We start from the raw sequence: 21,377 nt of genomic DNA, 5'->3' as shown, positions 1-21,377 counted from the left end.
CGTAGATGGTGCGTGCCTACCCCACAGCGGCGTCCCGCGGAGTGAGCGCTGCGGGGTCGGGTGGGGTCTTGCTGGACCAGCGAACGCCACAGACGGTTCGCTCGCTCGGTGCAGAGCTGGCCTGCCTGGCGGCGGCGGCGGCGTTTACAGCAGGCCCTTGCGTCGCTGGATCTCGCCCATGACCCGCTGGTATTCGACTTCCCAGGTGCGGGACCCTTCCTGCACGTGGCGGAGCTTGCCGCGCACCTCGGTGTCGAGCGCCTCGTCCATCTCGAGGTACTTCCGGAGGATGGGCCTTATCCGGCGGCGCAGGTCGTGGTCCTCGACGAACACCTCCTCGACGTTGTTCGAGTGCATCAGCATCTCGAGCAGCTGGTCGAGGAGATAATCCATCGTTTCCTCGCCGGTCTTGATCCCCTTCTGCTCCGCGGCCAGGCGCTTGACCCGGTTGAACTCGCCCTGAGGCAGTCCGCGTGCCTGGAGGATCTCTTTCGCCCGCTCGGTCGCTTCCCGCTCTGCGTGCAGGTAGCTCGTGAAGACCGACTCGACGTCGAGCGCGACCTCTTTCTTCGATTCGCACTCGATATCGCGGTTGTCCACGAGCGCGCGGACGAGTTCTTCTGTGAGGGGAGTAATTTTGCCGCTAAAGAGGCGCATCCAACGTCCGTAGCTGGAGGAGCGGTCGAACTGGCTCCCCCGTGCAGGGGTTCATTCACGGGGCGTGCCCGGCTCGAACCGAAAGGTACGGGCCGCGTATCCAGGATGTCAACGCAAGTGGGAGGTTCCGGCACAAGTCGGGCCCCCCCCGGCCGGTGGGGGCCCCCCGGAACAGTAGGACCGCGACACCGCAAACCGCAGGAGCAGCCGCGATGATGATGGGTAAGGATGCGATGGCACGGAGCGTCAGGGTCCAGCCTGGCGCGCTCGGGAACGACGGTGGACTCGACCTGGACTCCCGCAAGCGGCGGGTTGTCCGGCGCGGCGCGATCGGCAACGCGGCCTCCCCGGCCACGCAGTCGGCGCTGGCGGACGGAGGGACGATTCAACGCGTCGCGAAAGGGCGTCACCTTGTGACGCAGGGCGACGCCGCGACCGCGCTCGCCATGCTCAGCCTCGGCCGAGTCCGGCTGGTGCGTGGGATGAGCGACGGGCGCAGCCTATCGCTCGGCTACAGAGGAGCCGGCGACGTGCTGGGCGAGGCTGCGCTCGGGGGCGTCACGGCCCACCGGGAGAGCGCGATCGCCACGGAGGACGTCGAGGCGCTCCTCGTCCCGCTCGCGACGGTGCGCAACCTGATGGCGAGCGACGCCAACTTCGCCGCCGCCATCGTGACCACGCTGGTCGAGCGGCACACGGACACCGAGGAGCGCCTGGCGTCCATGCTCTTCCGCAACGTCGAGGCCCGCCTCTGTGAGTTCCTGCTCAAGGCCGCGACGCGCTGGGGCATCCCCGATCCGCGCGGGGTGCTCATCTCCGCGCCGTTCACCCATCAGGAGATGGCGAGCATGATCGGCTCCACGCGCGAGACCGTCACGCTCACCCTGGGCGATCTCCGTCGCAAGGGGGTGATCGAGATCGATCGCCGCCGGATCGTCGTCCTCGATCGCGACGCGCTGAAGGGCCGCATCTGAGCCCGCTCGTCCGTCGGTGTCGTTGAGGGGTCCCAAGGCCTCCTCGATCGAGCGCCGTCGGGCACCGTCCAGGCTGTTCGCTCGGCGGCCTCTGCTCCGACAGCCCTACTGCTCCCGGCATCGCAGCGGCGTTCGCCGCGCTGCTCACGCGTTCCGCTCTCCAGGCACCCACTCCTGGATATCCCGCGGCTCTCTCCGGTCTGCCCGCTCGATTCGTCGCGGTGTTGCCCCAACACATCCGCCGCGGACATCGTGTCCGTGCGCTGCGCGGTCGGGTGTGCTGCGCGGCGTGGGCTCGCCGCGCGGTTCAGTCTCGCTGCCCGGTTCAGTGCACTGTGTGGCCTGGGTTCGCCGCACGGTCCAGGCTCGCTGCCCGGTCCAGTGCGCTGCGCGCTGGCGGCCTCGTCGCCGCGGCGTCTCGAGGGTGTCCCGCGGCGCCTAGCGCTCTCGCTTGGGTCCGCCGCTCGCCGGGTCACGGGTGGAGCGGACCCCGAGCTTGAGCCTGCGCATGACGGCCTGCTTCTGCCGTTCCTTGTACCTGGCGTGGCTCGCCTCGCCGACCTCGTTTGCCGCCTCGGTCTCTCGGTCGATCAGCTGGAACTCGCACAGCACGAAGATGATCGGCCCGAGCGCCCAGGCCGCGGGCGGCGCCATGTCGAGGATCTCGGCGGGGAGTCGGACCGGCAGATCGACGACGAAGTGGATCACGCGGTAGCTCCGATCGCTGAAGCTGTTGTCGCCAGCCGTGAGTCCGTCGTCGACGTCGGTCTGCAACGCGTCGAGCATCGGCTGAAGGAAGGGCCGCGTCTCGCAGTAGCTCCGGAACCGCAGGATCGTGTTGGTGCTCTCGCCAGGCACGACGTAATTGAATGGAAACAGCCGCTCGGACAGGTACAGGAGCACCGGCAGCAGGTCGTCCACGGTGCGGCAGACGATGCGGAAGCGGAGCTTGTCGTAGATGGCCGCCGCCGTCGTGTCGGTCTTCGACAGGAGCTTCGTGTAGAGCGAGTCCTTGTTCTTCCGCCCGCCGATGAACTCGGTGATCGGGAAGCCCGCCGCGAGCATGCCGCCGATCACCCGGTACACCTTCTCCTCGACGAGGTGGAAGACGTCCTGGTCCGACATCGGGATCGAGAAGAGGAGCTCGCGCCCGGCCAGGTGATGGATGATGTGCATCGCCTTGAGGATCGTGCAGGCGCAGAGCTGACGGTGGCCCTTGCCCGAGGCGAGCATCAGGATCTCCTCGACCGACGCGCGCGCGACAGGGCTCGGGATCGGGAACTCGAAGTGGCGGCGAAGGTAGGCGATGGCCTCGTTCTTGACGCTCTCGAGGTGCGCGCGATCCCCCGGCTCGTCCGGGCGGAACTCCTGCGCCAGCAAGAGATCCCGCGCCGCCTGCTCGCCCTGCAGGTTGAGCCGCCTCCAGTCGATGACCGAGTCGCCGCGCAGGATGAGGTGCACGGACTCCAGGTCCATGAGCGTGAACTCTTCGAGCCGCTTGAGCCGGCCGACGGAGGCGTCTTGCGTCATGACCTCACGCTCCCCGAACGTAAGCGCCAGCGCTGTCGTGCGCTCGGGAAACCCTCGCGTCGAGGTGCAGCAGGCGGTAGCTGGGCGAGAAAGTCAGGAGACAGGGGCGTTCGGCGGGGCGGGGCTCGAGCTCGGGGTGCGGCCGAGCGAGAGGGTCCCGAGGAAGATGCCGATCGTCAATGCGACAACGGCGGCGTGGCCGAGATAGGCGCCACTGCAACCAATGGCGGCGAACGGGGCGAGCGCAGCCAGATACCACGGGGTGATCCTCATCGGTTCTCCTTCTCCGCCTCCAGCGGCACTGTACAGGCCGCATGGTCGCTCCCTCCGGGGGGGCACCACGATGCACCACGGTCGTCCCAGTCAGAGCGTGTAAGTGGTTGTAGGATAAGGTGCCACGCCCTGCTTCCGCGGGCCAAGAAGTAGCGGTTTCGGGGGGAACGCATCAAGGGAATTCGTTCTCACATTCCATTCCCACCCGAAACGCTGCCACTGGAAGCAGTAAAACATCAGCAATAACAACGTCTTGTATTTAAAGACGAAGGTTTTTCATCAAGGACTGCGTGCGGCTTGCTGGACGCGAGGTGGTACCTCAGAGACACGCCTCCAACTCACGGCGCTGCCTTGCTTGTCGGTTTCCGGGCGTCAACGGTCTCGTGCGCCGGGCGACCGCAATGAGCGGCAGCAGGTCTCCGGCCCATCTGGATGCTGTTGGGCTCGCTCCAGGAGCGCCGGCCGAAGCGCGCTCCGCGAGGCCGGCGGGAGCGCGCGGGGCGCCGTTCAGTGGACGAACAGCGTGATCCGGGACTCGTCTGCGAGCGTGACGGCCCGGCTCGTCACGTCGTGCTCGCCCTTCCTGTTGACCGTGATCTCCACCTGGTAGAGGCCGTCCGGGAGCGACACCTTCGTGAAGACAGCCCGTGGGGCCGTCCCCTCGGCGAACCGCCATGAGCTGTCGATGACCGGCGCGGCGTCGTCCGCGCGGTCGCCCGAAGAAGAATCCGTCCACGTCACGTCGAGCCGTACGACCGTCGCTGCGTCATCGAGCCGCAGCTCGACCTCCCGCTCCTCGGGCATCCGCTTGAAGAGGATGCTCCCCGCATAAAGCGCACCCAGGAGGAGGAGCGCTGGCGCGAGACGTCGGAGCCACGGCGGTCGGGTCTCCGGCTCCGGCGGCCTCTCCTCCGGCGCCTCATCGAGATCGTGCTGCGAGGTCGAGCTCATCGGGCTTCAGCGCGCGCGGTTGGTGCGGACGCGCTTCACGAGGCCCTCGATCACCGGCTGCGGCAGGTCGAACGCGGGCATCTTGTTCTTGCCCTTCCTGATCGTGTCGGCCATCTGGGCGTCGGTCACCCGATCCTGCCACGCCGCATCGGTGAGGTCCGGGGCGCGGACCATCGGACCTTGCGGGCCGTCGCCGCGCCCGGCTCTGCCGTGGCAGGTGGAGCAGTTCCGCTGCCAGGCGAGCTCGATCAGCCCCGGATCGGTCTCATCCGACGCGATCGGTCGAGCGGCTACCTTGCCGCCCTGCCCCTCGCCGGGGTTCGGCGGATCGTGGTCGTCCCGCGTCCACTGGCGGACGTCGCCCGCCCCGGAGTTGCAGCCGAAGAGGCCGACCCAGAGGATGGCTATGGAAAGGAGGCGACCCAGGGACTTGTCGTGACGTCTCCGCATGTCGTGGAGACGTACGGATAGTGAAGCTGGTGGGGGAGGCAAGAAAAGAAGGATCACGAGGCGCGCTGGCCGCCGGCGAGCGCGGAGAACGCAGCGGCGCCGGCGGCCGGCACGCCCCGAAGGGCGCTGCGCGCCGGCCACCGGGTGCAGCCGTCAGCCGTCAGCCCAAGGCGAACGCCCCGACGGCCCGTGCCCGCGGTGATCGCGGTGCGCGGCCCGAAGCGCGCCCGGGCGCAGCGGCGTCACTTGCAGGCGTCGCCGGCGACCTTGCCGCCGCCGTCGACGGGCTGCTTGTCGACCGCCTTGCCCTTGATCGCCGCGATGAAGAACCCGGTGCGGCGGTTCTGGGCCTTGCCCTCGGGCGTTCCGTTGTCGGCGACCGGCTTGGTCTCGCCGAACCCGACGGCGATGAAGCGCTTGCAGTCGTGCCCCTTCGCGACGAGCCAGCGAGCGACCGCCATCGCGCGCTTCTCGGACAGCGTCTGGTTCGCGGCGTCCTCACCGTCCGAGTCGGTATGGCCCTCGATGCGGAGCAGGCTGACGTCCTCCCGCTGCTTCAGGAAGTCGTCGACGAGGTTGAGGACCTCGTCGCTCTCGGGCAGGAGCTTGTCGCTGTTCGTCTCGAAGACCACCGGGCCGGGGAGAGCGACCTCGTTGCCCTTGAGCTTGAACGTCAGCTTGAAGCGCGGGCGGGGCTTCTTCTCCTCCTTCGGCTCGGGCTTCGGCTCCGGCGGAGGCGGGGGCGGGGGTGCGGCCGCCGGCTCCTTGCCGGAGCCGAACGAGGCGCTGGCCGTGCAACCCGCCGTCGCGGCGGCAGCGCCAATCATCATCACGGCGCACAGAACGGAAGCGACGTATCTACGCATGGACCTTGTTCTCCTCTGAGGGGCACGAGCCAGAGCTCGCGTCGGCGACCCGCCGGGCTGACGCCCTTGGACGGCAGCTCGCCATGAATCTTCACCGCCATCGGGTACTTGCGTGGTGGACGCTCGAAGCGATGCCGCCTTCTAGCGAAAAGTCAGGACGAACGAAACCAGGAAGAGGGCGCCTCGCGGCCCGCCCACCAGCGGGCGGACCGAGAGAGCGCGCTGGCAAGACCTCCCTCGCCTGAGCGCGTACCCTGGACGGGCGGGGGCGCTCCTTGAGACGCTCGCAGGGGGCGCGACGGCTCAAGCGCGAGCACGATCTTCGCGGACGGTCGGAGCCGACCGAGCAGGTTGTACGTCGCAGGCTGTGTGGATTCCGGCGGGCGCGGGCACCCGGGAGGTGCCCGCAAAGCCCAGGAGGCGTGCTCGACGCAGCGGCCGTCGGTGGAGGGGAGTCGCGCGGCGCTCAGCCTCCGTCTGCGGGCGCCGGCTGGCACGGCACGCCGGTCGTCACGGCAGGCGGCGCGATCTCGCCCAGCTGGACCGCTCTCGCGGTGAACCCGATGCCGATGGAGATGGCGTCGCACTCCTTGCTCGGGTCCTGGCCGCCATCCTTCATGATGTCCGACGCGCGGCGGACCTGGTCGAGGATCGTCTCCAGCGCCGCGCCTTCGCAGAAATTCGGCTGTACGGCGCCGATGACGCCGCGGAGCTCCTCGACGAGGACAGCCGTCTCGAGCACTCCCGCGATGGTCCCTTTGACCACCGATTTGTGATCGGGCGCGAGATCCATCGCGATCCTCACATTGCGGATCGTGAGACCGATGATGGTGTCCGAGACCGTCAGGTTCAGCCGGAACGTGACCTGTGAATCCGGGCCCGACACCCATGTATCGTCGACGACGTAGCTGGCCGGGAACACGACCTTGGAGCTCTCGACGTCCTGAGCGTCGTCGAGGAGCTCAGGCACGACAGGCCACCGGTCGGTGCCATCCCAGGTGGGCGCCGCGCCCAGCGTGGCGCCGCCGTAGAGCTTCGCGGTGAGGGGGTTGTAGGAAGGCCGCTCGCCGAGCCCGTCGACCTTGAAGATCACCGTGAAATCGCCCTTACCAATGGCGTCGCTGACCCGGGTCGATGGGTCGGTCAGGAGGTTGGAGATGAGGCCGACGAGCTTGCTGCCAAAGGAGTTGTCGATCCCGTCGGCGCCGTCCGGATAGACCTCCGAAGGGGCGGTGTCGTCCACCGGCTTGCACAGGTCCTGTGATACGGTGCTGGACACCTTGCCGTCGAGGTTGAATCCGTACTGCTTCCAGCTGCCGGCCACCTTCCTCCCATCGCGATCCGTATCGCCCAGGAAGAGCCGGTCGATCGCGAACGCGACGCCCTCGCCATCCCCTGCCTGCTCCGGGCCCGGCGCGGGCGGCTGACCGAGGTCGACGTCTTGAACGACAGGCGCCGCGGCCTCGGAGCCACAACCGGCAACGGAAACGAGCGCGGTCGCCAAATACACCGCGACGGCGATACGGGATTGACGCATCATCGACCTCACTTTCTGGAAACCCCACCCCAGATCAGGCAAGTGCTCTCAGACGGGCGCACATGCTAGCGCCGGCCTGCGCGGCTCATCAAGCGCGATCCCCGCTGCGCAATGCGCTATATGTGAGCTCGCCGGCGAGCGCTGGTGGATTGTCCCGATGCCTCCCGCTCTCGCTCGCCGCGCCCTCTCCCCGATTACCGGTCTTTCCCGACTACCACCACGATGAGAAGCCACCTGGAAGCCTGCTGTGACCGCTGAGTTCATCCACCTCCACGTGCATTCGCAGTACTCGCTCCTCGACGGCTCGCTGCGCGTCAAGGACCTCGCCGCGCGCGCCAAATCGCTGGGAATGCGCGCCGTCGCCCTGACCGACCACGGGAACATGTTCGGGGCGATTCAGCACTACAAGGCCTGCAAGGACCAGGGCATCGGCGCGATCATCGGTTGCGAGGTCAACGTGGCCCGCAGCTGGGGCGCGTCCGCGGGGCAGGTGTCACGCTCGGGCGTGGACGAGACGCCCGTCGATCACCTCGTGCTGCTCGCCGCGTCCGAGGAGGGCTACAAGAACCTCGTCCGCATCGTCTCCCAGGGGCACGTCGATCCCGCGAGCGGGCTCGCGCCGAGCGTGCGGCTCGACACGGTGGCGCAGCACAGCGCGGGGCTCATCGGCTTGACCGGCTGCATGGGCGGCGTGGTCGCCCAGCGCATCCTCGAGCAGGGCGAGGGGGAGGGGCGCGAGGCGCTCAGCCGGCTCAGGGACTGCTTCCAGCCGGGGAGCCTCTACGTCGAGCTGCAGGACCACGGGCTGGTCGAGCAGTCGGTGCTCAACGGCATCCTGGCGCGCGCGGCGGGCGATCTGGGGCTTCCGCTCGTCGCGACCAACGACGCGCACTTCGGCGCGCGCGAGGACGGCGAGGGGCAGCTCTACCTGTCGTGCATCGCGGCCAACCGCACGTTCGCGGAGGCGAGCGCCGCGCACCACGGCAGCTTCGAGATGTTCCTCAAGCCCGCCGACGAGATGATGCACCTGTTCCGCGACCACCCGCAGGCGGTGCGCTCGACGCTCGAGATCGCCGAGCGGTGCTCGACGCTCAAGCTCAAGCTCGGCAAGCCGATGCTCCCGACGTTCCCGCTGCCGAGCGGGTTCGCGGACTCGGCGTCGTACTTCCGGCACGTGGCGCACGACGGCCTCACGAAGCGGCTCGCCCAGATCGCGCAGACGGGCAGGAGAGTGGACGAGGCGACCTACCGCGCGCGGCTCGACGTCGAGCTCAACGTCATCGTTCAGATGGACTTCCCAGGCTACTTCCTCATCGTCTGGGACTTCATCAAGTACGCCAAGGACCACGGCATCCCGGTCGGGCCGGGCCGCGGCTCGGGCGCGGGCTCGCTCGTCGCCTATGCCATGGAGATCACCGATCTCGATCCGCTGCCGTACAACCTGCTGTTCGAGCGCTTCCTGAACCCGGAGCGCGTGAGCATGCCGGACTTCGACGTCGATTTCTGCATGGACCGGCGCGACGAGGTCATCTCCTACGTCACCAAGAAGTACAGCAAGGAGGCCGACAAACCCTCCGTCGGGCAGATCGCGACGTTCCACGAGCTCAAGGCGCGGAGCGTGATCAAGGACGTCGCGCGGGCGATGGCGTTCCCCGCGAACGAGGCGCAGAAGATCGCGAGCCTCATCCCGCAGAAGAGCCCGGGGATCATGTACACGATCCCGGAGGCGCTCGACATCGAGCCGAAGCTCAAGGCCCTCAAGGAGAGCGATCCCACGGTCGCGGAGCTCCTGAAGCAGGCGCAGAAGCTCGAGGGGCTGACGCGGCACGCGGGCATGCACGCCGCCGGCGTCGTGATCAGCGAGGGGCCGCTCTGGGATCACGTCCCCTGCTTCAAGAACGGCGAGCAGCTCGTCACGCAGTACTACAAGGACGACGCCGAGCTGGCCGGGCTCGTGAAGTTCGACTTCCTCGGGCTGAAGACGCTCACCGTCATCGACATCGCGGTGCGGCTCGTGAACGCGCGGCCGGACCTCGCGGACAAGGAGGGCAAGCGCTTCGACGTGAACACGGTGCCGCTCGACGACACCGCCACCTACGCGCTCCTCCAGTCGGGCGAGACTACGGGCGTGTTCCAGCTCGAGTCGAGCGGCATGCAGCAGCTCTTCAAGGACCTCAAGCCGGACGCCTTCGAGGACATCGTCGCCGCCGTGGCGCTCTACCGGCCCGGTCCGCTCGGCACCGGCATGGTGAAGGACTTCGTCGACTGCAAGCACGGCCGCAAGCCGATCGAGAAGATGCACCCGCTCGTCGACGAGCTCCTCCAGCCGACGTACGGCGTCATCGTCTACCAGGAGCAGGTCATGCAGATCGCCCAGAAGCTCGCGGGCTATACGCTCGGCGGCGCCGATCTGCTCCGGCGCGCCATGGGCAAGAAGAAGCCCGAGGAGATGGCGAAGCAGAAGGCGACGTTCGTCGACGGCTCGCTCAAGAACGGGGTGAAGGGCGAGGACGCCGAGCGCATCTTCGGGCTCCTCGAGTACTTCGCGGGCTACGGCTTCAACAAGAGCCACTCGGCGGCGTACGCGCTGCTCACCTACCAGACGGCGTACCTCAAGGCGCATTACCCGGTCGAGTTCCTCTGCGCGCTGATGACCGCCGACCGCGACAAGATCGAGAAGGTCGTGCGGATCATCGCGGAGGGGCGCGCGTGGGGGGTCGAGATTCTCCCGCCCGAGATCAACGAGTCCAAGACGGACTTCACCGTCGTCTACAGCGCGAAGCCGGCGACGAACGGCAAGCGCATGGCCGGCACCCGCCGCGGAGGCTCGCGGGTGAGGGACCCGTACGACCCGAAGATCCGCTTCGGAATGGGCGCGATCCGCGGCGTCGGCGAGTCGGCGCTCGAGGCGATCCTCGAGGCGCGGGACGCGGGCGGCGCGTTCGCGGATCTGTTCGACTTCGCCGAGCGGGTCGATCCGCGGCGGGTCAACAAGGGAGTGTTCGAGGCGCTCGTGCAGTGCGGCGCGTTCGACGCGAGCCTCCACGCGCGGGGCATCTCGCGGGCGCGGGCGTTCACCGGCATCGACAGGGCGCTCGAGCGCTCGCGCTCCGCGAGCAAGGAGCGGAACAGCGCGCAGATCGGCCTGTTCGCGGCGGTGGCGTCCAAGAGCGAGGTGAGGCTGGACGATTACCCGATGGCCGAGGACTGGGATCTGCGCGAGACGCTCTCGCGGGAGAAGCAGTCGCTCGGGTTCTACGTCTCGGGGCACCCGCTCGATCGGTACGGCGTCGACATGAACCGCTTCGACGTGACCGCGGTGAGCGCGCTGGCCGGCATGGATGCCTGGTCGAGGGTGCGCGTCGGCGGGATGGTCGAGGGCTACCGTGAGCGCATCTTCAAGGGAGGCGGCGGCAAGATCGCGTTCTTCGTGCTCGAGGACACGACCGGCCGGGTCGAGGTCAAGGTGCGCGAGAAGCAGATCGAGAGCTACGCGGACCTCTTGAACCGAGGGGAGCCGGTCCTGATCTCGGGGAAGATCAGCTTCCCGATGGTGGAGGAAGGGGCCGAGGAGGCCGAGGCCGCGCCGCGCGAGCCGACCCTGCTGCTCGACGAGGTGCAGCCGCTCGCCGACGCCATCCTCGCGCAGACCCGGAGCGTGGCGATCACGCTGAAGTCGCGCAGCGCCAGGCGCGAGCACATCGATCGGCTCGGGGCGGTCCTGCGGGCGAGCCCCGGGGTGTGCCCGGTGCAGCTCGTGATCCAGCTCGACGACGGGGCAGAGGCGGTGCTGGCGCTGGGGCGCGATCTCCGCGTCGAGCCCAACGACGCCATGCTCGGGCGGCTCGAGAAGCTGTTCGGCGAGAAGGTGGCCGAGCTCAGGTAGCCGGCTCGCCCGCGCCCGCGTGCTCGGCGGCCCGCACGAGGGCGCCGAGCTTCGCCTCCGCGTCGCCGCGGTCGCTCTGGTGCTTGAGCAGGACGCCGAGCGTGTCGCGCGCGATCTCCGGCGTCACCGCGCGCTTGCCGAGCAGGAGCAGCGCGCGGGCCCAGTCGATCGTCTCGCTGATCGCGGGAGACTTCCGCAGATCCATGGCCCGCAGGGCGCCGACGAACGCCACGATCTGCGCCGCGAGGCGGGGCTCGATCCCCGGGAGGGCGACCTTCAGGATGGCGACCTCGCGCGACGGCGGCGGGTAGTCCAGGAACGCGTGCAGGCACCGGCGGCGCAGCGCCTCGGTCATCTCGCGCGTCGCGTTCGTCGTCAGCAGGACGAGCGGCGGGCGCGCGGCGCGGATCGTGCCGAGCTCGGGGATCGTGACCTGCATGTCGGAGAGCACCTCGAGGAGGAACGCCTCGAACTCAGGGTCCGCACGATCGACCTCGTCGATGAGCAGGACGACCGGCGCGGCGCTCCGGAGCGCCGCGAGGAGCGGGCGCGCGATCAGGAAGTGCTCGCTGAAGAACGAGGCCTCGCTGCCCGCGATCGCGCGCGCGGCCGCGGCGAGGCTCGCTGCGCCGGCGATCTCCTTCGCGACGGCGTCGCGCAGGAGCTGCGTGTAGAGCATCTGCTTCGCGTAGTCCCACTCGTAGAGCGCCTTCGCCTCGTCGAGGCCCTCGTAGCACTGGAGCCGGATGAGCCCTCGGCCGAGCGCCTCGGCGGCGGCGCGGGCGAGATCGGTCTTGCCGACGCCCGCCGGCCCCTCGAGCAGGAGCGGCCGATCCATCCGGAGGGCGAGCCAGAGCGCGAGCGAGGTCGACGGATCGGAGATGTAGCGGGCCGCCGAGAGGCGGGCGTCGAGCTCGGCCGCGGTGGCTGGGGTGTCGTCGCGGGCGCCCCGATCGTCGAGCGCGCCGCCGTCGTGATCCGGAGGAGGCGTCACGGCGGGACGGTAGCACGCCGCGCGCGGGCTATCGGGCGGCGCGGCGCGGCGTGGCGCGCCAGAGCCCGCTAGCCGCGCGGCTCGGCGAGGATCTCGGCGGCCAGGAGATCGAGGCGCGGCGCCGCGCGATCGGGGCACGGGAGATCGGCCTCGCCGCGGAGCGGGCACAGCTCGCAGCGGCGTCCATCCATGATGAGGCCCGCCCGCATGCCCGCCGCGCGCGCGGCCGCCACGTCGCTCGGCGCGTCGCCGATCATCCAGCTCGCCGCGGCGTCGAGCTCGAGATCGCGCGCGAGGGCGGTGAGCATGCCCGGCTTCGGCTTCCTGCAATCGCACGGGCCGATGAGCGCCGGATCGCCGCCCGGCCCGCCCTCGGGGTGGTGCGGGCACGCCGCGAGCGCCGCGATCGCGACGCCGGCCTCGCGGAGCCGATCGACGAGTGCGCGGTTCGTGCGCTCGATCGCCCCCCACGGGACCTGGCCCTTCGCCGCGCCCGGCTGGTTGGTCGCGATCGCCAGCAGGAACCCCGCGCCCGCGAGGCGCCGCAGGCCCTCGATCGCGCCTGGGAGGAGGCGGATCTGATCCGGATGAAACGCCGTCACGACGACGCCGAGCTCGGGATCGCGCACCACGTCGATGAGCGTGCCGTCGCGGTCGAGCAGGATCCCGCGCCTCGCCACGCGGCGCTCAGCTCTCGGCCACGAGCTGGAGGAGCCGCTCGCAGATGAGGTGGTGGTAAACCTCGTGGAAGCCCTCCACGTGCGGTGTCGACGTGTAGCCCGCCCGCGTCCTCGGCACGATCACGCTGGCGTCGGCCATCTGGCGCAGGGCGCCGCCGTCGTAGCCGACGAGCGCGACCACCTTGGCCCCCGCCTTCTTCGCGAAATCCGCGGCGGCGACGAGGTTCTGCGACCATGGGCCGGCGCGATCGGCGCCCGAGCCGCCGTGCACGCTCAGGCACACGAGCACGTCGCCCGCGACCACGCGGCCGTCGAGCTGCTCGAGGAAGATCCGGTTGAAGCCGACGTCGTTGGTGAGGGCGCTGAGGAGCGCCGCGTTGTCGCAGAGCGAGGTGCACTTGAAGCGCCGCTTGCCGTCGACCCACGTGAACTTGGCGATGTCGCAGGCGAGGTGGCTCGCGTTGGCCGCCGAGCCGCCGTTGCCGCACGTGTAGATGGTGCGATCGCTCCTGTACGCATCGAAGAGGATCTCGATGACGCGAGCCATGTCGTCGGGGCTCGTCGCGAGGGCGATCTCGGACGTCTCGCGGAGGTACTTTTCGACGAAGTCGTGCGTGCTCTGAGGCATGGCCGATCTATAGCCAGAGTCCCGTTGAAATGCCCAGCAGGAGGGGCGCGCCGGCGCGCCCGCTCACGATCGGTGCAGGTTCGCGACGATGCGCGCGCCGTCGAGATCGAAGCGGAAGCGCAGGACGCGCAGGCCCTTCGCGGCGAGCGCCTCCAGCACCCGGCGCCGCTCCGCCGGCCGGACGTAGAACATGAAGAAGCCGCCGCCGCCGGCGCCCATCAGCTTGCCGCCGAGCGCCCCCGCGCCTCGAGCGATCTCGTAAATCTCGTCGAGGACCTCGTCGGTCATCTTGGACGCGAGCTTACGCTTCTGGGTCCAGTGGGCGTGCAGGAGCTCGCCGTAGTCGTCGAGCCTGCCCGTGACGAGGATGCGGTGCACGTCGCGGCCGATCTCCTTGATGCGGTGCATCCGCTCGACCACCTCGGGCTCCAGGTCTTGCAGCCGCCGGCCCTGCTCCGAGAGCACGATCCTGGCCGGCCTTTCGACGCCGCTCCACACGATGAGCAGGTTGCTCTCGAGCTCGTCCAGCACCTCGTCGCGGACTGGGACGGGCTCGACGTGCACCGAGCCGTCCGGAGAGAACGTGAACGCCGTGACGTTGCCGTAAGCGGCGATGTACTGGTCCTGCTTGCCGATCGGCTCTCCGAGGCGTTCGATCTCGATGGAGCAGGCCTCGCGGGCGAGCTGCTCGGACGACACGAAGTCGCGCTTGTACGCGTGCAGGGCGTTGAGGAGGGCGACCGTGAACGAGCTCGACGAGCCGAGGCCCGAGTTCGCGGGGAGATCCGCGACGCTCGTGAGCTCGATCGAGTGCTCGATTCCCAGCATCCGGAGCGCTTCCCGGAAGATCGGGTGCTCGATCGCGTCGACCGAGGGGACGATCTCGGTCTTGGAGTACGCGAGGCGGATGTCCCGGTGGAAGCGCTTGTTGGCCGTCACGTAGATGTACTTGTCGATGGCGGCCGACACGAGGTAGCCGCCGAAGCGGCCGGAGTACGCGGGCAGATCGGTCCCGCCGCCGCCGAGCGAGAAGCGGACCGGGGCGCGAGAGACGATCATCCCCGCGCCTCCGTCGCGGCCGCGGTCGCGAGCGCGGCCTCGAGATCGCGGAGGCCCTGCTCCGAGCCGATCTCGTAGAAGCGCGCCGCGACCGCGAGGGCCCGGAGGCGGCCGCGCGCCGCGAGGTCGCGATGCACCACCTCGAAGCCGAGCGGCGCGTCGGCGGGCAGCGCCTCGACGACCTCGCGGCGGAGCGCGGTCGCGCCGTAATCGATATGGTCGAGCGCAGGGTCCGGCGGCGCGCCCGCGCGCCGCTTCTCGTAACGCACCACCAGATCGCCCGATATCGCGGCGTTCGACGCGTCGAGCCGACCCTCGTTCCGGTACACGGCCATCGTGCCGAGCGCGCCGGGGTGTGTGCAGAGGTCCCGGAGCGGGGCCAGGTAGTCGAAAGGGAGGTAGGAGTCGCCGTAGGTCATGAGGAACACAGGGGCCAGCTGGGGCAGCGCGCGGCGCAGCGCGCCGGCCGTGCCCAGGAGATCGGGGCCGTCGTCGGCATAATGGAGCGGCAGACCCGCGAACCGGTCGCCCATCGCCTGTCGGATGGCGTCGCCGAGGTGACCCACGCAGAGGACCACCTCGGCGAAGCCCGCCGCGGCGAGCCGCTCGAGGAGCCACGCCCCGAACGGCCGACCGGCCACGGGCAGCAGGAATTTCGGGGTGCGCTCTGTCCGGGGGCGCATCCGGGTGCCGAGCCCGCCGGCGAGGATCACGGCTTGAGGGGGTGAGACGTCGGCGCGCACGGGGAGGACCTACCACAGACGACGGCTGTCTTCGGGGCGTCTCCAGCGCTCCCCGCAGGCGGCTCGGAGAAAACATCGCCACAAACTGTACGGCCGTTCAGGCGACGGTTACGGTGCGTGCCATGACCAACAAGGACCTCGCTCCGCATCTTCTCCGGACGCTGGTTGCCCTCCAGAGCGAGGGCAAGACGGTGACCCTCGACACATTGACCACGGCCCTTCAGGTGCGCCGGACCGACGTCCGCCGGGCGATCACCGCCCTGCACCGCGAGGGGTATCTCGACGTCCTCCACATGCGGCTGACGCTCCGCGGGCTCGCCCTCGGCGCGGCCTTTGCGGCGTCGCAGCTCCGCCCGTTGCGCCGCGCGTCGCTCCGCGCTGTCAAGGCTGCTTGAGCACACCCGCAGGGCCGCCCCCCTGATGCAGCCGCGAGCGGCGAGTCGACCTCTGCCCGAGCGCGAAGCTCATGCGTCCGGACGGAGGGTCCCGACATGATCTGTCGATGCGTTTCAGATCTTGCCAGCAATTCATTTGATAAAACGGCAAATTCACAGCGGACGCGCGCGGCCCCAGCGAGGGATCCGGCGCCCGGTCGCGAGCGCCGACCGACGCAGGAACGCCTGGTTTCTCCGGCCTGTGCGGGCCACTGTGCGTGGAAGACGTTGACATTCCGGGGGATTCATGAGACGGCGGCTGCGTGATATCCGATGTCGAGATCGAGAATGAGATTCGTGCTTCCGTGGCCGAGTTCCTGGAGGGCATGAGAGCGCTGGTCCGTAAGGACGTTCTCCGGGCCGCTGCGCAGTACCTGCAAGTCGACATCAGCGTCGCAGGGATATCGACCGGGCCGGCCGCGACTCCCGCCAAGCCGGTCCGCAAGGCCGAGCGCGCTCCGGCGCCGAGCCGCCCGGCCGCACCTCCGCGCAGCGCCCCGTCGCCCAAGACGCCGACGCGCGCTGCGCCGCGCAAGAAGGCGGCCGCGCCGCGGACGACCGGAGGTGGCGCGCGCCCGGCCGCCGCTCCGCCGAAGGCGCGCGCCGCGCGCACCCCGGCGCCCGCCGTCGCGGCCCCCGTGAAAGCCGCCGAACAGACCGCTCCGGCGAGCCCGGTGAGCTTGCCGTCCGGGAGCTCCGGGGACGAGATCGCCGAGGCGCTGCTCGCCCATGTGGAGATCGAGCCTGGGCAAGGGATCGACGACCTTGCGTTGGCGATGGGAACCCCTGCAGCGGAGCTCCAGGAGCCGCTCAAGAAGCTCCTCGCGGAGAACAAGATCACCGAGGAGCTGCGTCAAGGCCAGACGTCGTACTACCCGGCCTGAGGGACATCGATGGGCCGGCCAGCCAGGCACGAGCGTTGCTTGGATCCGGCCGCACGTTGCCTGGATCCGGCCGCGCATTCGTTGGAGCCGACCGTAGATCGTCCGGTCGGCGCGGGCACGGGCCAGGCGACGCCCTGCGCGATGCAGACGACGGACCGACCGAGCCCTGCTGGCGCTGACCGGCCGGAGCCCGGCGGTTTCCGCGTCACAGCTGGCGAACCCGGCGATGCCGTCGCCGCGTACTCGACGCGGACCCAGGGCCCCGGTACCCTGCCGGTCCAGGCGCTTTCCGGATGACTCCCGCGCACGAACAGATTCTCAACGTCCTGCTCGGCTATCTCTCGGCGATGAACGCAGAGGGAGTCCTGCTCCGGGCCATGCGGGAGGCGGAGATCCAGCCCGAGGAGTTCTCGCTCGAGGACCTCCCCGACATCCTTCCGAGCATCGAGCGCCGAGCCCGTCTCTATGTCGATCCGACGCGGCTCGGTCGGCTCAGGTCGGAAATTTCGGCGATTGGCGGCGATAGGCCTTCGCGGCGCTCGAAGGTCATGGCCATCAACGTCGAGGCCGACATCAGCGAGGCGCGCCTGAGCGCGAAGGCCGTTTGCGATGCGGCCGGCGCAAAGAGCTTCACGTCGCACAAGGTCGCGACCATCGTCAGCGAGCTCGCGCGAAATATCGTCCACTATACCCCTGGAGGGACGATCGAGCTCGCGGTGCAGCGCGACAGCCCGGTCCGCTTCCTCATCGTCGCCGTGGATGAGGGCGCAGGCATCCAGAACCTGCAGGAGATCCTCGCCGGGCGCTACAAGAGCAAGACCGGTATGGGGCGCGGCATCATCGGGGTCAAGCGGCTGGCCGATCGCTTTCATATCGACTCGGGGCCGAAGGGCACGCGGGTGGAGATCGAGGTCCACCTGTGAAGCTCTCCGTGGAGTACGCGATCCTCCCCAAGGACGGAGAGCTCGTGAGCGGCGACGCCGCGTTCGTGCGGGCCGGGGAGGACGGCGTCCTCTTCGCGGTCATCGACGCCCTCGGCCACGGCGAGCACGCGGCGGCCGCGGCGAACGTCGCGCTCAAGGCGCTCGCCGACGCGCCGAGCGGCGAGGACGTCCGCGCCCTCATCGATCGCCTCCACGTGCGGCTCCGCGGCACCCGCGGCGCCGCCGGCATGATCTGTCGCTTCCGGGAGGGGCGGCTCCAGGGCTGCGGCATCGGCAACGTCGAGCTGATGTCGCACGGCACGCGCGTCCAGTGGCTCCAGAGCCCGGGCATCCTCGGCGCATCGCTCAGCAAGGTCCGGATCTTCGATGCGCAGCTCGCGCGGGGCGACCGTCTCGTCGTGTTCACCGACGGGGTCTCTCCTCGCTTCGATCTATCGCTGTTTCGTGGAATGAAGGCCGCGGATGCCTGCCGCGCCCTCATGAGCCGACACCGGCGCTCGCACGATGACTCAACGGTCTTGATCGCCGACATCGAACCTTAGGATGACCATGGAGCTCAAGCGCCTTCCGATCATCAACCTGTGGGACCGGATCCTGGTGCCCATCCAGGGGGACGTGACCGATGACCTCGCGGAGCAGCTGAACACCGAGGTGCTGCGGGCCATCCACGAGAGCGGCGCGAAGGGGCTGGTCATCGATCTCACGGCCGTCTGGATCATGGATAGCCACCTGTGCGCGGTGCTCTCGAACCTTGCCTCCGCCGCGCGGCTCATGGGCACACCGACCATCCTGTCCGGGCTGAGCCCCGAGATAGCGATGACGCTCCAGGCCATGGGGGTCGAGCTCGAGGCCGTGAAGACGGCGCTGACGCTCGAGCAGGCGCTCACGATGCTCGGGCTCGAGGTGCGCAGGGCCGAGGCGCGCGACGAGGACGACGACGAGGACGACGACGACCTGTTCGACGACGAGGACGAGGACGACGACGGGTGGGAGGCGGACGACCGCGGCGACGCCCGCCGATCGCCGACGAACGGGCGGTCACCTCGGCCCACGACGAGCCTCGATCGGCGGCAGAGCGGGAAGAGCCGGCTCAGGCGCCGCTGAGGCCGAGCGTGCGCGTCTACGTCTACGACGCCATCGACACGCCGAACGCGCCCGCCTGACGGCAGGGTGACGGTGATTGTCCGGGTGGGCAACGCCGTGGGTCCCTGGTATGCCTCACGACCGCTCTCCGGGCGATCACCATGGACAAGCTGGATTGCCTCGCCGCCCCGCCGCCCAAGCAGCGGGGGATCTTCTGCAACCGGACGCTGAATCTCCGTTCGATCAAGGCGATCGGATACGACATGGATTACACGCTGATCCACTACCGGGTGGAGGCGTGGGAGCGTCGGGCCTATGAGCACCTCCGGCACCTTCTGGAGAGCGAGGGCTGGCCGGTCGGGGACCTGACGTTCGAGCCGGACCTCGTGATCCGAGGGCTCATCCTGGACACCGAGCTCGGCAATCTGCTCAAGGTGAATCGGTTCGGCTACGTGAAGCGGGCCTACCATGGCACGAAGCCGATCGACTTCGAGACACAGCGCGCGACCTACGCGCGGACGATCGTCGACCTCGCGGACGGGCGCTACGTCTTCCTGAACACGCTCTTCTCGCTCTCGGAGGGGTGCATGTACGCGAAGCTGGTCGATCTGCTCGATCAGCGCCGGCTGCCCGAGGTGCTCGGCTACAGCGATCTCTATCGCCGTGTGAAGGATCGCCTCGACGCGACGCACATGGAGGGGCAGCTGAAGGCCGAGATCATCGGCGATCCGGACCGGTTCGTGCTGCTCGATCCGGAGATCCCGCTCACGCTGCTCGACCAGAGGGAGGCGGGCAAGAAGCTCGTCCTGATCACGAACTCGGAGTGGGTCTACACGCGCGCGATGATGAGCTACGCGTTCGACCGCTTCCTGCCGGGCGGCATGACGTGGCGCGACCTGTTCGACGTGGTCATCGTCTCCGCGCGAAAGCCGGAGTTCTTCTCGAGCCGCAGCCCGCTCTTCGAGGTGGTCACGGAGGACGGCCTCCTGCGCCCGGCCGGCCGGCTGCGCGTGGGCGGGCACTACCTGGGCGGCAACGCGGGGCTCGTCGAGCACCACCTGGGGCTGTCCGGCGACGAGATCCTCTACATCGGCGATCACATCTATGGAGATGTGCACGTGTCGAAGAGCGCCTTGCGGTGGCGCACGGCGCTCATCATCCGGGAGCTCGAGGACGAGATCGTCGCGATTGAGGAGGCGCGCGGCGCCGAGGCGCGCCTCGATCTCTGGATGCGGGAGAAGGAGGACGCCGAGCGCGTCTATGCCAGGCTGCGCCTGGAGCTCCAGCGGATGCGCGCCGGCTACGGGCCGGTCTCCGGGGCGACGGAGGGCGAGATCCAGGTGAAGATGAACGAGCTCAAGGCGAGCCTCGCGGCGCTCGACGCGCGGATCGCGCCGCTCGCGAAGGCGTCGGCCGAGACGTTGAACCCAAGGTGGGGGCTGCTCCTCCGCACGGGCAACGACAAGAGCCACCTGGCCCGGCAGATCGAGCGTTCGGCGGACATCTACACGTCCCGCGTCTCCAACTTTCTCCTGGCGACGCCTCACGTGCTGCTCCGCTCGCACCGCGGGAGCCTGCCGCACGATCCCATGGGCGCACCGCCGGGCGCCGAGCGGCAGAACGGCGAGCCCGCCCCGGTCGACGACGCGACGCCCGTGGGCATGTAGGCGGCGCCGCCGCCGGCCTGCCGGGCGGCGGCGGCCTCAGGCCGCGAGCCGCTGCGCGGCGCTGTCGAGGATGTCGAGGCACCCCGACAGGCTGTCGCAGAAGAGCAGCTCTCGCCGGAGGGCCGACGCGCCGGGGAGGCCGCGGAGGTAGCCGGTCAGGTGGCGTCGCGTCACGCGCACGCCGTGCGGCTCGCCGCGCGCCTCGGTGTTCGCGATGAGGTGCGCGCGGCACAGGGCGAGCCGCTCCTCGGTCGTCGGCGGCGGGAGGTGCACGCCATCGTCGAGGAGGGCCCGGGCCTCGCGGAAGATCCAGGGGTGGTCGATGGCGGCGCGGCCGACCATCACGCCGGCGCAGCCCGTCTCGCGGAGGGCGCGGGCCGCGTCGTCGGCGGTCTTGATGTCGCCGTTCACCACGACGGGGATGGACACGACCTCGCGCGCCCGGGCGGCCCAGCCCCAGTCGGCGGCGCCGCTGTGCCCCATCTGGGCCGTGCGGCAGTGGATCGTGAGCGCGGCGACGCCGGCGTCCTCGAGGCGGCGCGCGAGGTCGACGATCGGCATATGGGACTCCGGTCCCCAGCCGATGCGCGTCTTCACGGTGACCGGGAGCGCGACAGAGCGCGTCACGAGGCGGGCCATCGCCACCATCGCCTCCGGATCGCGGAGCCAGCCCGCGCCCGCGCCTCGACCGGCGATCTTCGGCACCCAGCAGCCGCAGTTGATATCGAGGAACGCCGGCCCGGCCTGCTCGGCGACGCGCGCGGCCTCGGCGAGGCGCTCCGGGTTGGCGCCGTAGATCTGGATCGCCGTCGGCTGATCGCCGTCGGCCAGGGCGAGCTTGCGCCGCGCGGTCTTGCACCCGCGCAGCAGCCCCTCGACGTTGACGAACTCCGTCACGCACAGCTCGGCGCCGAGCTCCCGGCCGATGCGGCGGAACACGGCGTCCGTCACGTCCTCCATGGGCGCGAGGACGACGGGGCGGCTTGCGAACAGCCGGCGAAAGCTTTCGGGCGAGAGCGGCACGGTGGCGAGCTTTCAAGCATGGATCCGGCCGGTTGACCAGGGCGACCGCCTCGGCACGAGGCGCAAGGGCCCGCTGAGCTCGAGCCCGCGGCGTCGAGGCGCGAACGGCGCCGC

21 protein-coding genes are annotated in these 21,377 nt (G+C 69.6%); 8 read left to right on the top strand and 13 right to left on the bottom strand.

The window, feature by feature from the left end:
• Window positions 1–144 precede the first annotated feature (144 nt).
• On the bottom strand, window positions 145–657 hold the full coding sequence (locus WMF19_RS21610; RefSeq protein ID WP_437330449.1) for a DUF507 family protein: 513 nt from the start codon (window positions 655–657) through the stop codon (window positions 145–147).
• A 233-nt stretch (window positions 658–890) separates the two neighbouring features.
• Between WMF19_RS21610 and WMF19_RS21605 the strand changes: the two genes are divergently transcribed.
• Window positions 891–1,631 (top strand): Crp/Fnr family transcriptional regulator, encoded by a 741-nt coding sequence (locus tag WMF19_RS21605; RefSeq protein WP_272099495.1) that lies wholly within the window; start codon window positions 891–893, stop codon window positions 1,629–1,631.
• Window positions 1,632–2,069: 438 nt separating this feature from the next.
• On the opposite strand, the gene WMF19_RS21600 is transcribed toward WMF19_RS21605, so the two are convergent.
• The 6 genes from WMF19_RS21600 to WMF19_RS21575 form a co-directional block, all read right to left on the bottom strand.
• Window positions 2,070–3,161, bottom strand: coding sequence for a TIGR04552 family protein (locus tag WMF19_RS21600; protein ID WP_437900814.1), 1,092 nt, complete (start codon window positions 3,159–3,161; stop codon window positions 2,070–2,072).
• A gap of 93 nt (window positions 3,162–3,254) precedes the next feature.
• Complete coding sequence (locus tag WMF19_RS21595) at window positions 3,255–3,434, bottom strand: hypothetical protein (RefSeq protein ID WP_012236385.1); 180 nt, start codon at window positions 3,432–3,434, stop codon at window positions 3,255–3,257.
• 507 nt (window positions 3,435–3,941) lie between these two features.
• Window positions 3,942–4,385 (bottom strand): hypothetical protein, encoded by a 444-nt coding sequence (locus WMF19_RS21590; RefSeq protein WP_437900813.1) that lies wholly within the window; start codon window positions 4,383–4,385, stop codon window positions 3,942–3,944.
• A gap of 6 nt (window positions 4,386–4,391) precedes the next feature.
• Window positions 4,392–4,835 carry a c-type cytochrome gene (locus WMF19_RS21585; RefSeq protein WP_272099488.1) on the bottom strand — a complete coding sequence of 148 codons (444 nt, stop codon included), beginning with the start codon at window positions 4,833–4,835 and terminating at the stop codon, window positions 4,392–4,394.
• A 242-nt stretch (window positions 4,836–5,077) separates the two neighbouring features.
• Window positions 5,078–5,701: an OmpA family protein gene (locus tag WMF19_RS21580; protein WP_272099486.1), complete on the bottom strand. Its 624-nt coding sequence runs from the start codon at window positions 5,699–5,701 to the stop codon at window positions 5,078–5,080.
• Window positions 5,702–6,167: 466 nt separating this feature from the next.
• The gene (locus WMF19_RS21575; protein WP_437900812.1) at window positions 6,168–7,241 is read right to left on the bottom strand and encodes a hypothetical protein; all 1,074 of its coding nucleotides are present in this window, start codon (window positions 7,239–7,241) and stop codon (window positions 6,168–6,170) included.
• Window positions 7,242–7,485: 244 nt separating this feature from the next.
• Here WMF19_RS21575 and dnaE point away from each other — a divergent pair, with 244 nt between their 5' ends.
• Window positions 7,486–11,124 (top strand): DNA polymerase III subunit alpha, encoded by a 3,639-nt coding sequence (dnaE, locus tag WMF19_RS21570; RefSeq protein ID WP_437900811.1) that lies wholly within the window; start codon window positions 7,486–7,488, stop codon window positions 11,122–11,124.
• Here dnaE and WMF19_RS21565 read toward each other — a convergent pair.
• From WMF19_RS21565 to WMF19_RS21545, 5 genes are all read right to left on the bottom strand, one after another.
• Window positions 11,117–12,118: an AAA family ATPase gene (locus WMF19_RS21565; RefSeq protein WP_437900810.1), complete on the bottom strand. Its 1,002-nt coding sequence runs from the start codon at window positions 12,116–12,118 to the stop codon at window positions 11,117–11,119. The genes dnaE and WMF19_RS21565 overlap by 8 nt on opposite strands.
• A 68-nt stretch (window positions 12,119–12,186) precedes the next feature.
• Window positions 12,187–12,798 carry an HAD-IIIA family hydrolase gene (locus tag WMF19_RS21560; protein WP_437900809.1) on the bottom strand — a complete coding sequence of 204 codons (612 nt, stop codon included), beginning with the start codon at window positions 12,796–12,798 and terminating at the stop codon, window positions 12,187–12,189.
• 7 nt (window positions 12,799–12,805) lie between these two features.
• A complete protein-coding gene (locus WMF19_RS21555; protein WP_272099478.1) occupies window positions 12,806–13,426 on the bottom strand; it encodes a D-sedoheptulose-7-phosphate isomerase in 621 nt (206 codons plus the stop codon).
• Between the two features lie 63 nt (window positions 13,427–13,489).
• Window positions 13,490–14,485: a GHMP family kinase ATP-binding protein gene (locus WMF19_RS21550; protein WP_272099477.1), complete on the bottom strand. Its 996-nt coding sequence runs from the start codon at window positions 14,483–14,485 to the stop codon at window positions 13,490–13,492.
• Entirely contained in the window at window positions 14,482–15,228 is a 747-nt protein-coding gene (locus WMF19_RS21545) for a nucleotidyltransferase family protein (RefSeq protein ID WP_437900808.1), read from the bottom strand. The genes WMF19_RS21550 and WMF19_RS21545 overlap by 4 nt, the downstream gene beginning before the upstream one ends.
• Before the next feature lie 122 nt (window positions 15,229–15,350).
• Between WMF19_RS21545 and WMF19_RS21540 the strand changes: the two genes are divergently transcribed.
• The 6 genes from WMF19_RS21540 to WMF19_RS21515 all read left to right on the top strand — a co-directional run bounded on the left by WMF19_RS21540 (window position 15,351) and on the right by WMF19_RS21515 (window position 20,240).
• Entirely contained in the window at window positions 15,351–15,623 is a 273-nt protein-coding gene (locus WMF19_RS21540) for a hypothetical protein (protein ID WP_272099474.1), read from the top strand.
• Window positions 15,624–15,967: 344 nt separating this feature from the next.
• The gene (locus WMF19_RS21535; protein WP_437900807.1) at window positions 15,968–16,546 is read left to right on the top strand and encodes a hypothetical protein; all 579 of its coding nucleotides are present in this window, start codon (window positions 15,968–15,970) and stop codon (window positions 16,544–16,546) included.
• 293 nt (window positions 16,547–16,839) lie between these two features.
• Window positions 16,840–17,469 carry an ATP-binding protein gene (locus WMF19_RS21530; protein ID WP_437900806.1) on the top strand — a complete coding sequence of 210 codons (630 nt, stop codon included), beginning with the start codon at window positions 16,840–16,842 and terminating at the stop codon, window positions 17,467–17,469.
• Complete coding sequence (locus WMF19_RS21525; protein WP_272099468.1) at window positions 17,466–18,032, top strand: SpoIIE family protein phosphatase; 567 nt, start codon at window positions 17,466–17,468, stop codon at window positions 18,030–18,032. Before WMF19_RS21530 ends, WMF19_RS21525 begins: the two co-directional genes overlap by 4 nt.
• Window positions 18,033–18,039: 7 nt before the next feature.
• Window positions 18,040–18,594: an STAS domain-containing protein gene (locus WMF19_RS21520; protein ID WP_437900805.1), complete on the top strand. Its 555-nt coding sequence runs from the start codon at window positions 18,040–18,042 to the stop codon at window positions 18,592–18,594.
• A gap of 140 nt (window positions 18,595–18,734) precedes the next feature.
• Complete coding sequence (locus WMF19_RS21515) at window positions 18,735–20,240, top strand: HAD-IG family 5'-nucleotidase (protein WP_272099464.1); 1,506 nt, start codon at window positions 18,735–18,737, stop codon at window positions 20,238–20,240.
• 36 nt (window positions 20,241–20,276) lie between these two features.
• On the opposite strand, the gene dusB is transcribed toward WMF19_RS21515, so the two are convergent.
• Window positions 20,277–21,263, bottom strand: a complete 987-nt coding sequence (gene dusB / locus WMF19_RS21510; protein ID WP_437900804.1) for a tRNA dihydrouridine synthase DusB — start codon at window positions 21,261–21,263, stop codon at window positions 20,277–20,279.
• Between the last annotated feature and the right edge of the window lie 114 nt (window positions 21,264–21,377).

The organism is Sorangium sp. So ce124, from assembly GCF_051525235.1.
GTDB classification, from domain to species: Bacteria; Myxococcota_A; Polyangia; order Polyangiales; family Polyangiaceae; genus Sorangium; species Sorangium atrum.
Note: the sequence above shows the minus strand (reverse complement) of the source record. Positions and strands in the feature narration are given on the sequence as shown.

What these genes read in the sequence shown, in the direction of transcription:
- WMF19_RS21610 (WP_437330449.1), bottom strand. Translation starts at nt 657, where the DNA reads ATGCGCCTCTTTAGCGGCAAAATTACTCCCCTCACAGAAGAACTCGTC.
- WMF19_RS21605 (WP_272099495.1), top strand. Translation starts at nt 891, where the DNA reads ATGGCACGGAGCGTCAGGGTCCAGCCTGGCGCGCTCGGGAACGACGGT.
- WMF19_RS21600 (WP_437900814.1), bottom strand. Translation starts at nt 3,161, where the DNA reads ATGACGCAAGACGCCTCCGTCGGCCGGCTCAAGCGGCTCGAAGAGTTC.
- WMF19_RS21595 (WP_012236385.1), bottom strand. Translation starts at nt 3,434, where the DNA reads ATGAGGATCACCCCGTGGTATCTGGCTGCGCTCGCCCCGTTCGCCGCC.
- WMF19_RS21590 (WP_437900813.1), bottom strand. Translation starts at nt 4,385, where the DNA reads ATGAGCTCGACCTCGCAGCACGATCTCGATGAGGCGCCGGAGGAGAGG.
- WMF19_RS21585 (WP_272099488.1), bottom strand. Translation starts at nt 4,835, where the DNA reads ATGCGGAGACGTCACGACAAGTCCCTGGGTCGCCTCCTTTCCATAGCC.
- WMF19_RS21580 (WP_272099486.1), bottom strand. Translation starts at nt 5,701, where the DNA reads ATGCGTAGATACGTCGCTTCCGTTCTGTGCGCCGTGATGATGATTGGC.
- WMF19_RS21575 (WP_437900812.1), bottom strand. Translation starts at nt 7,241, where the DNA reads ATGATGCGTCAATCCCGTATCGCCGTCGCGGTGTATTTGGCGACCGCG.
- WMF19_RS21555 (WP_272099478.1), bottom strand. Translation starts at nt 13,426, where the DNA reads ATGCCTCAGAGCACGCACGACTTCGTCGAAAAGTACCTCCGCGAGACG.
- WMF19_RS21550 (WP_272099477.1), bottom strand. Translation starts at nt 14,485, where the DNA reads ATGATCGTCTCTCGCGCCCCGGTCCGCTTCTCGCTCGGCGGCGGCGGG.
- WMF19_RS21540 (WP_272099474.1), top strand. Translation starts at nt 15,351, where the DNA reads ATGACCAACAAGGACCTCGCTCCGCATCTTCTCCGGACGCTGGTTGCC.
- WMF19_RS21530 (WP_437900806.1), top strand. Translation starts at nt 16,840, where the DNA reads ATGACTCCCGCGCACGAACAGATTCTCAACGTCCTGCTCGGCTATCTC.
- WMF19_RS21520 (WP_437900805.1), top strand. Translation starts at nt 18,040, where the DNA reads ATGGAGCTCAAGCGCCTTCCGATCATCAACCTGTGGGACCGGATCCTG.
- WMF19_RS21515 (WP_272099464.1), top strand. Translation starts at nt 18,735, where the DNA reads ATGGACAAGCTGGATTGCCTCGCCGCCCCGCCGCCCAAGCAGCGGGGG.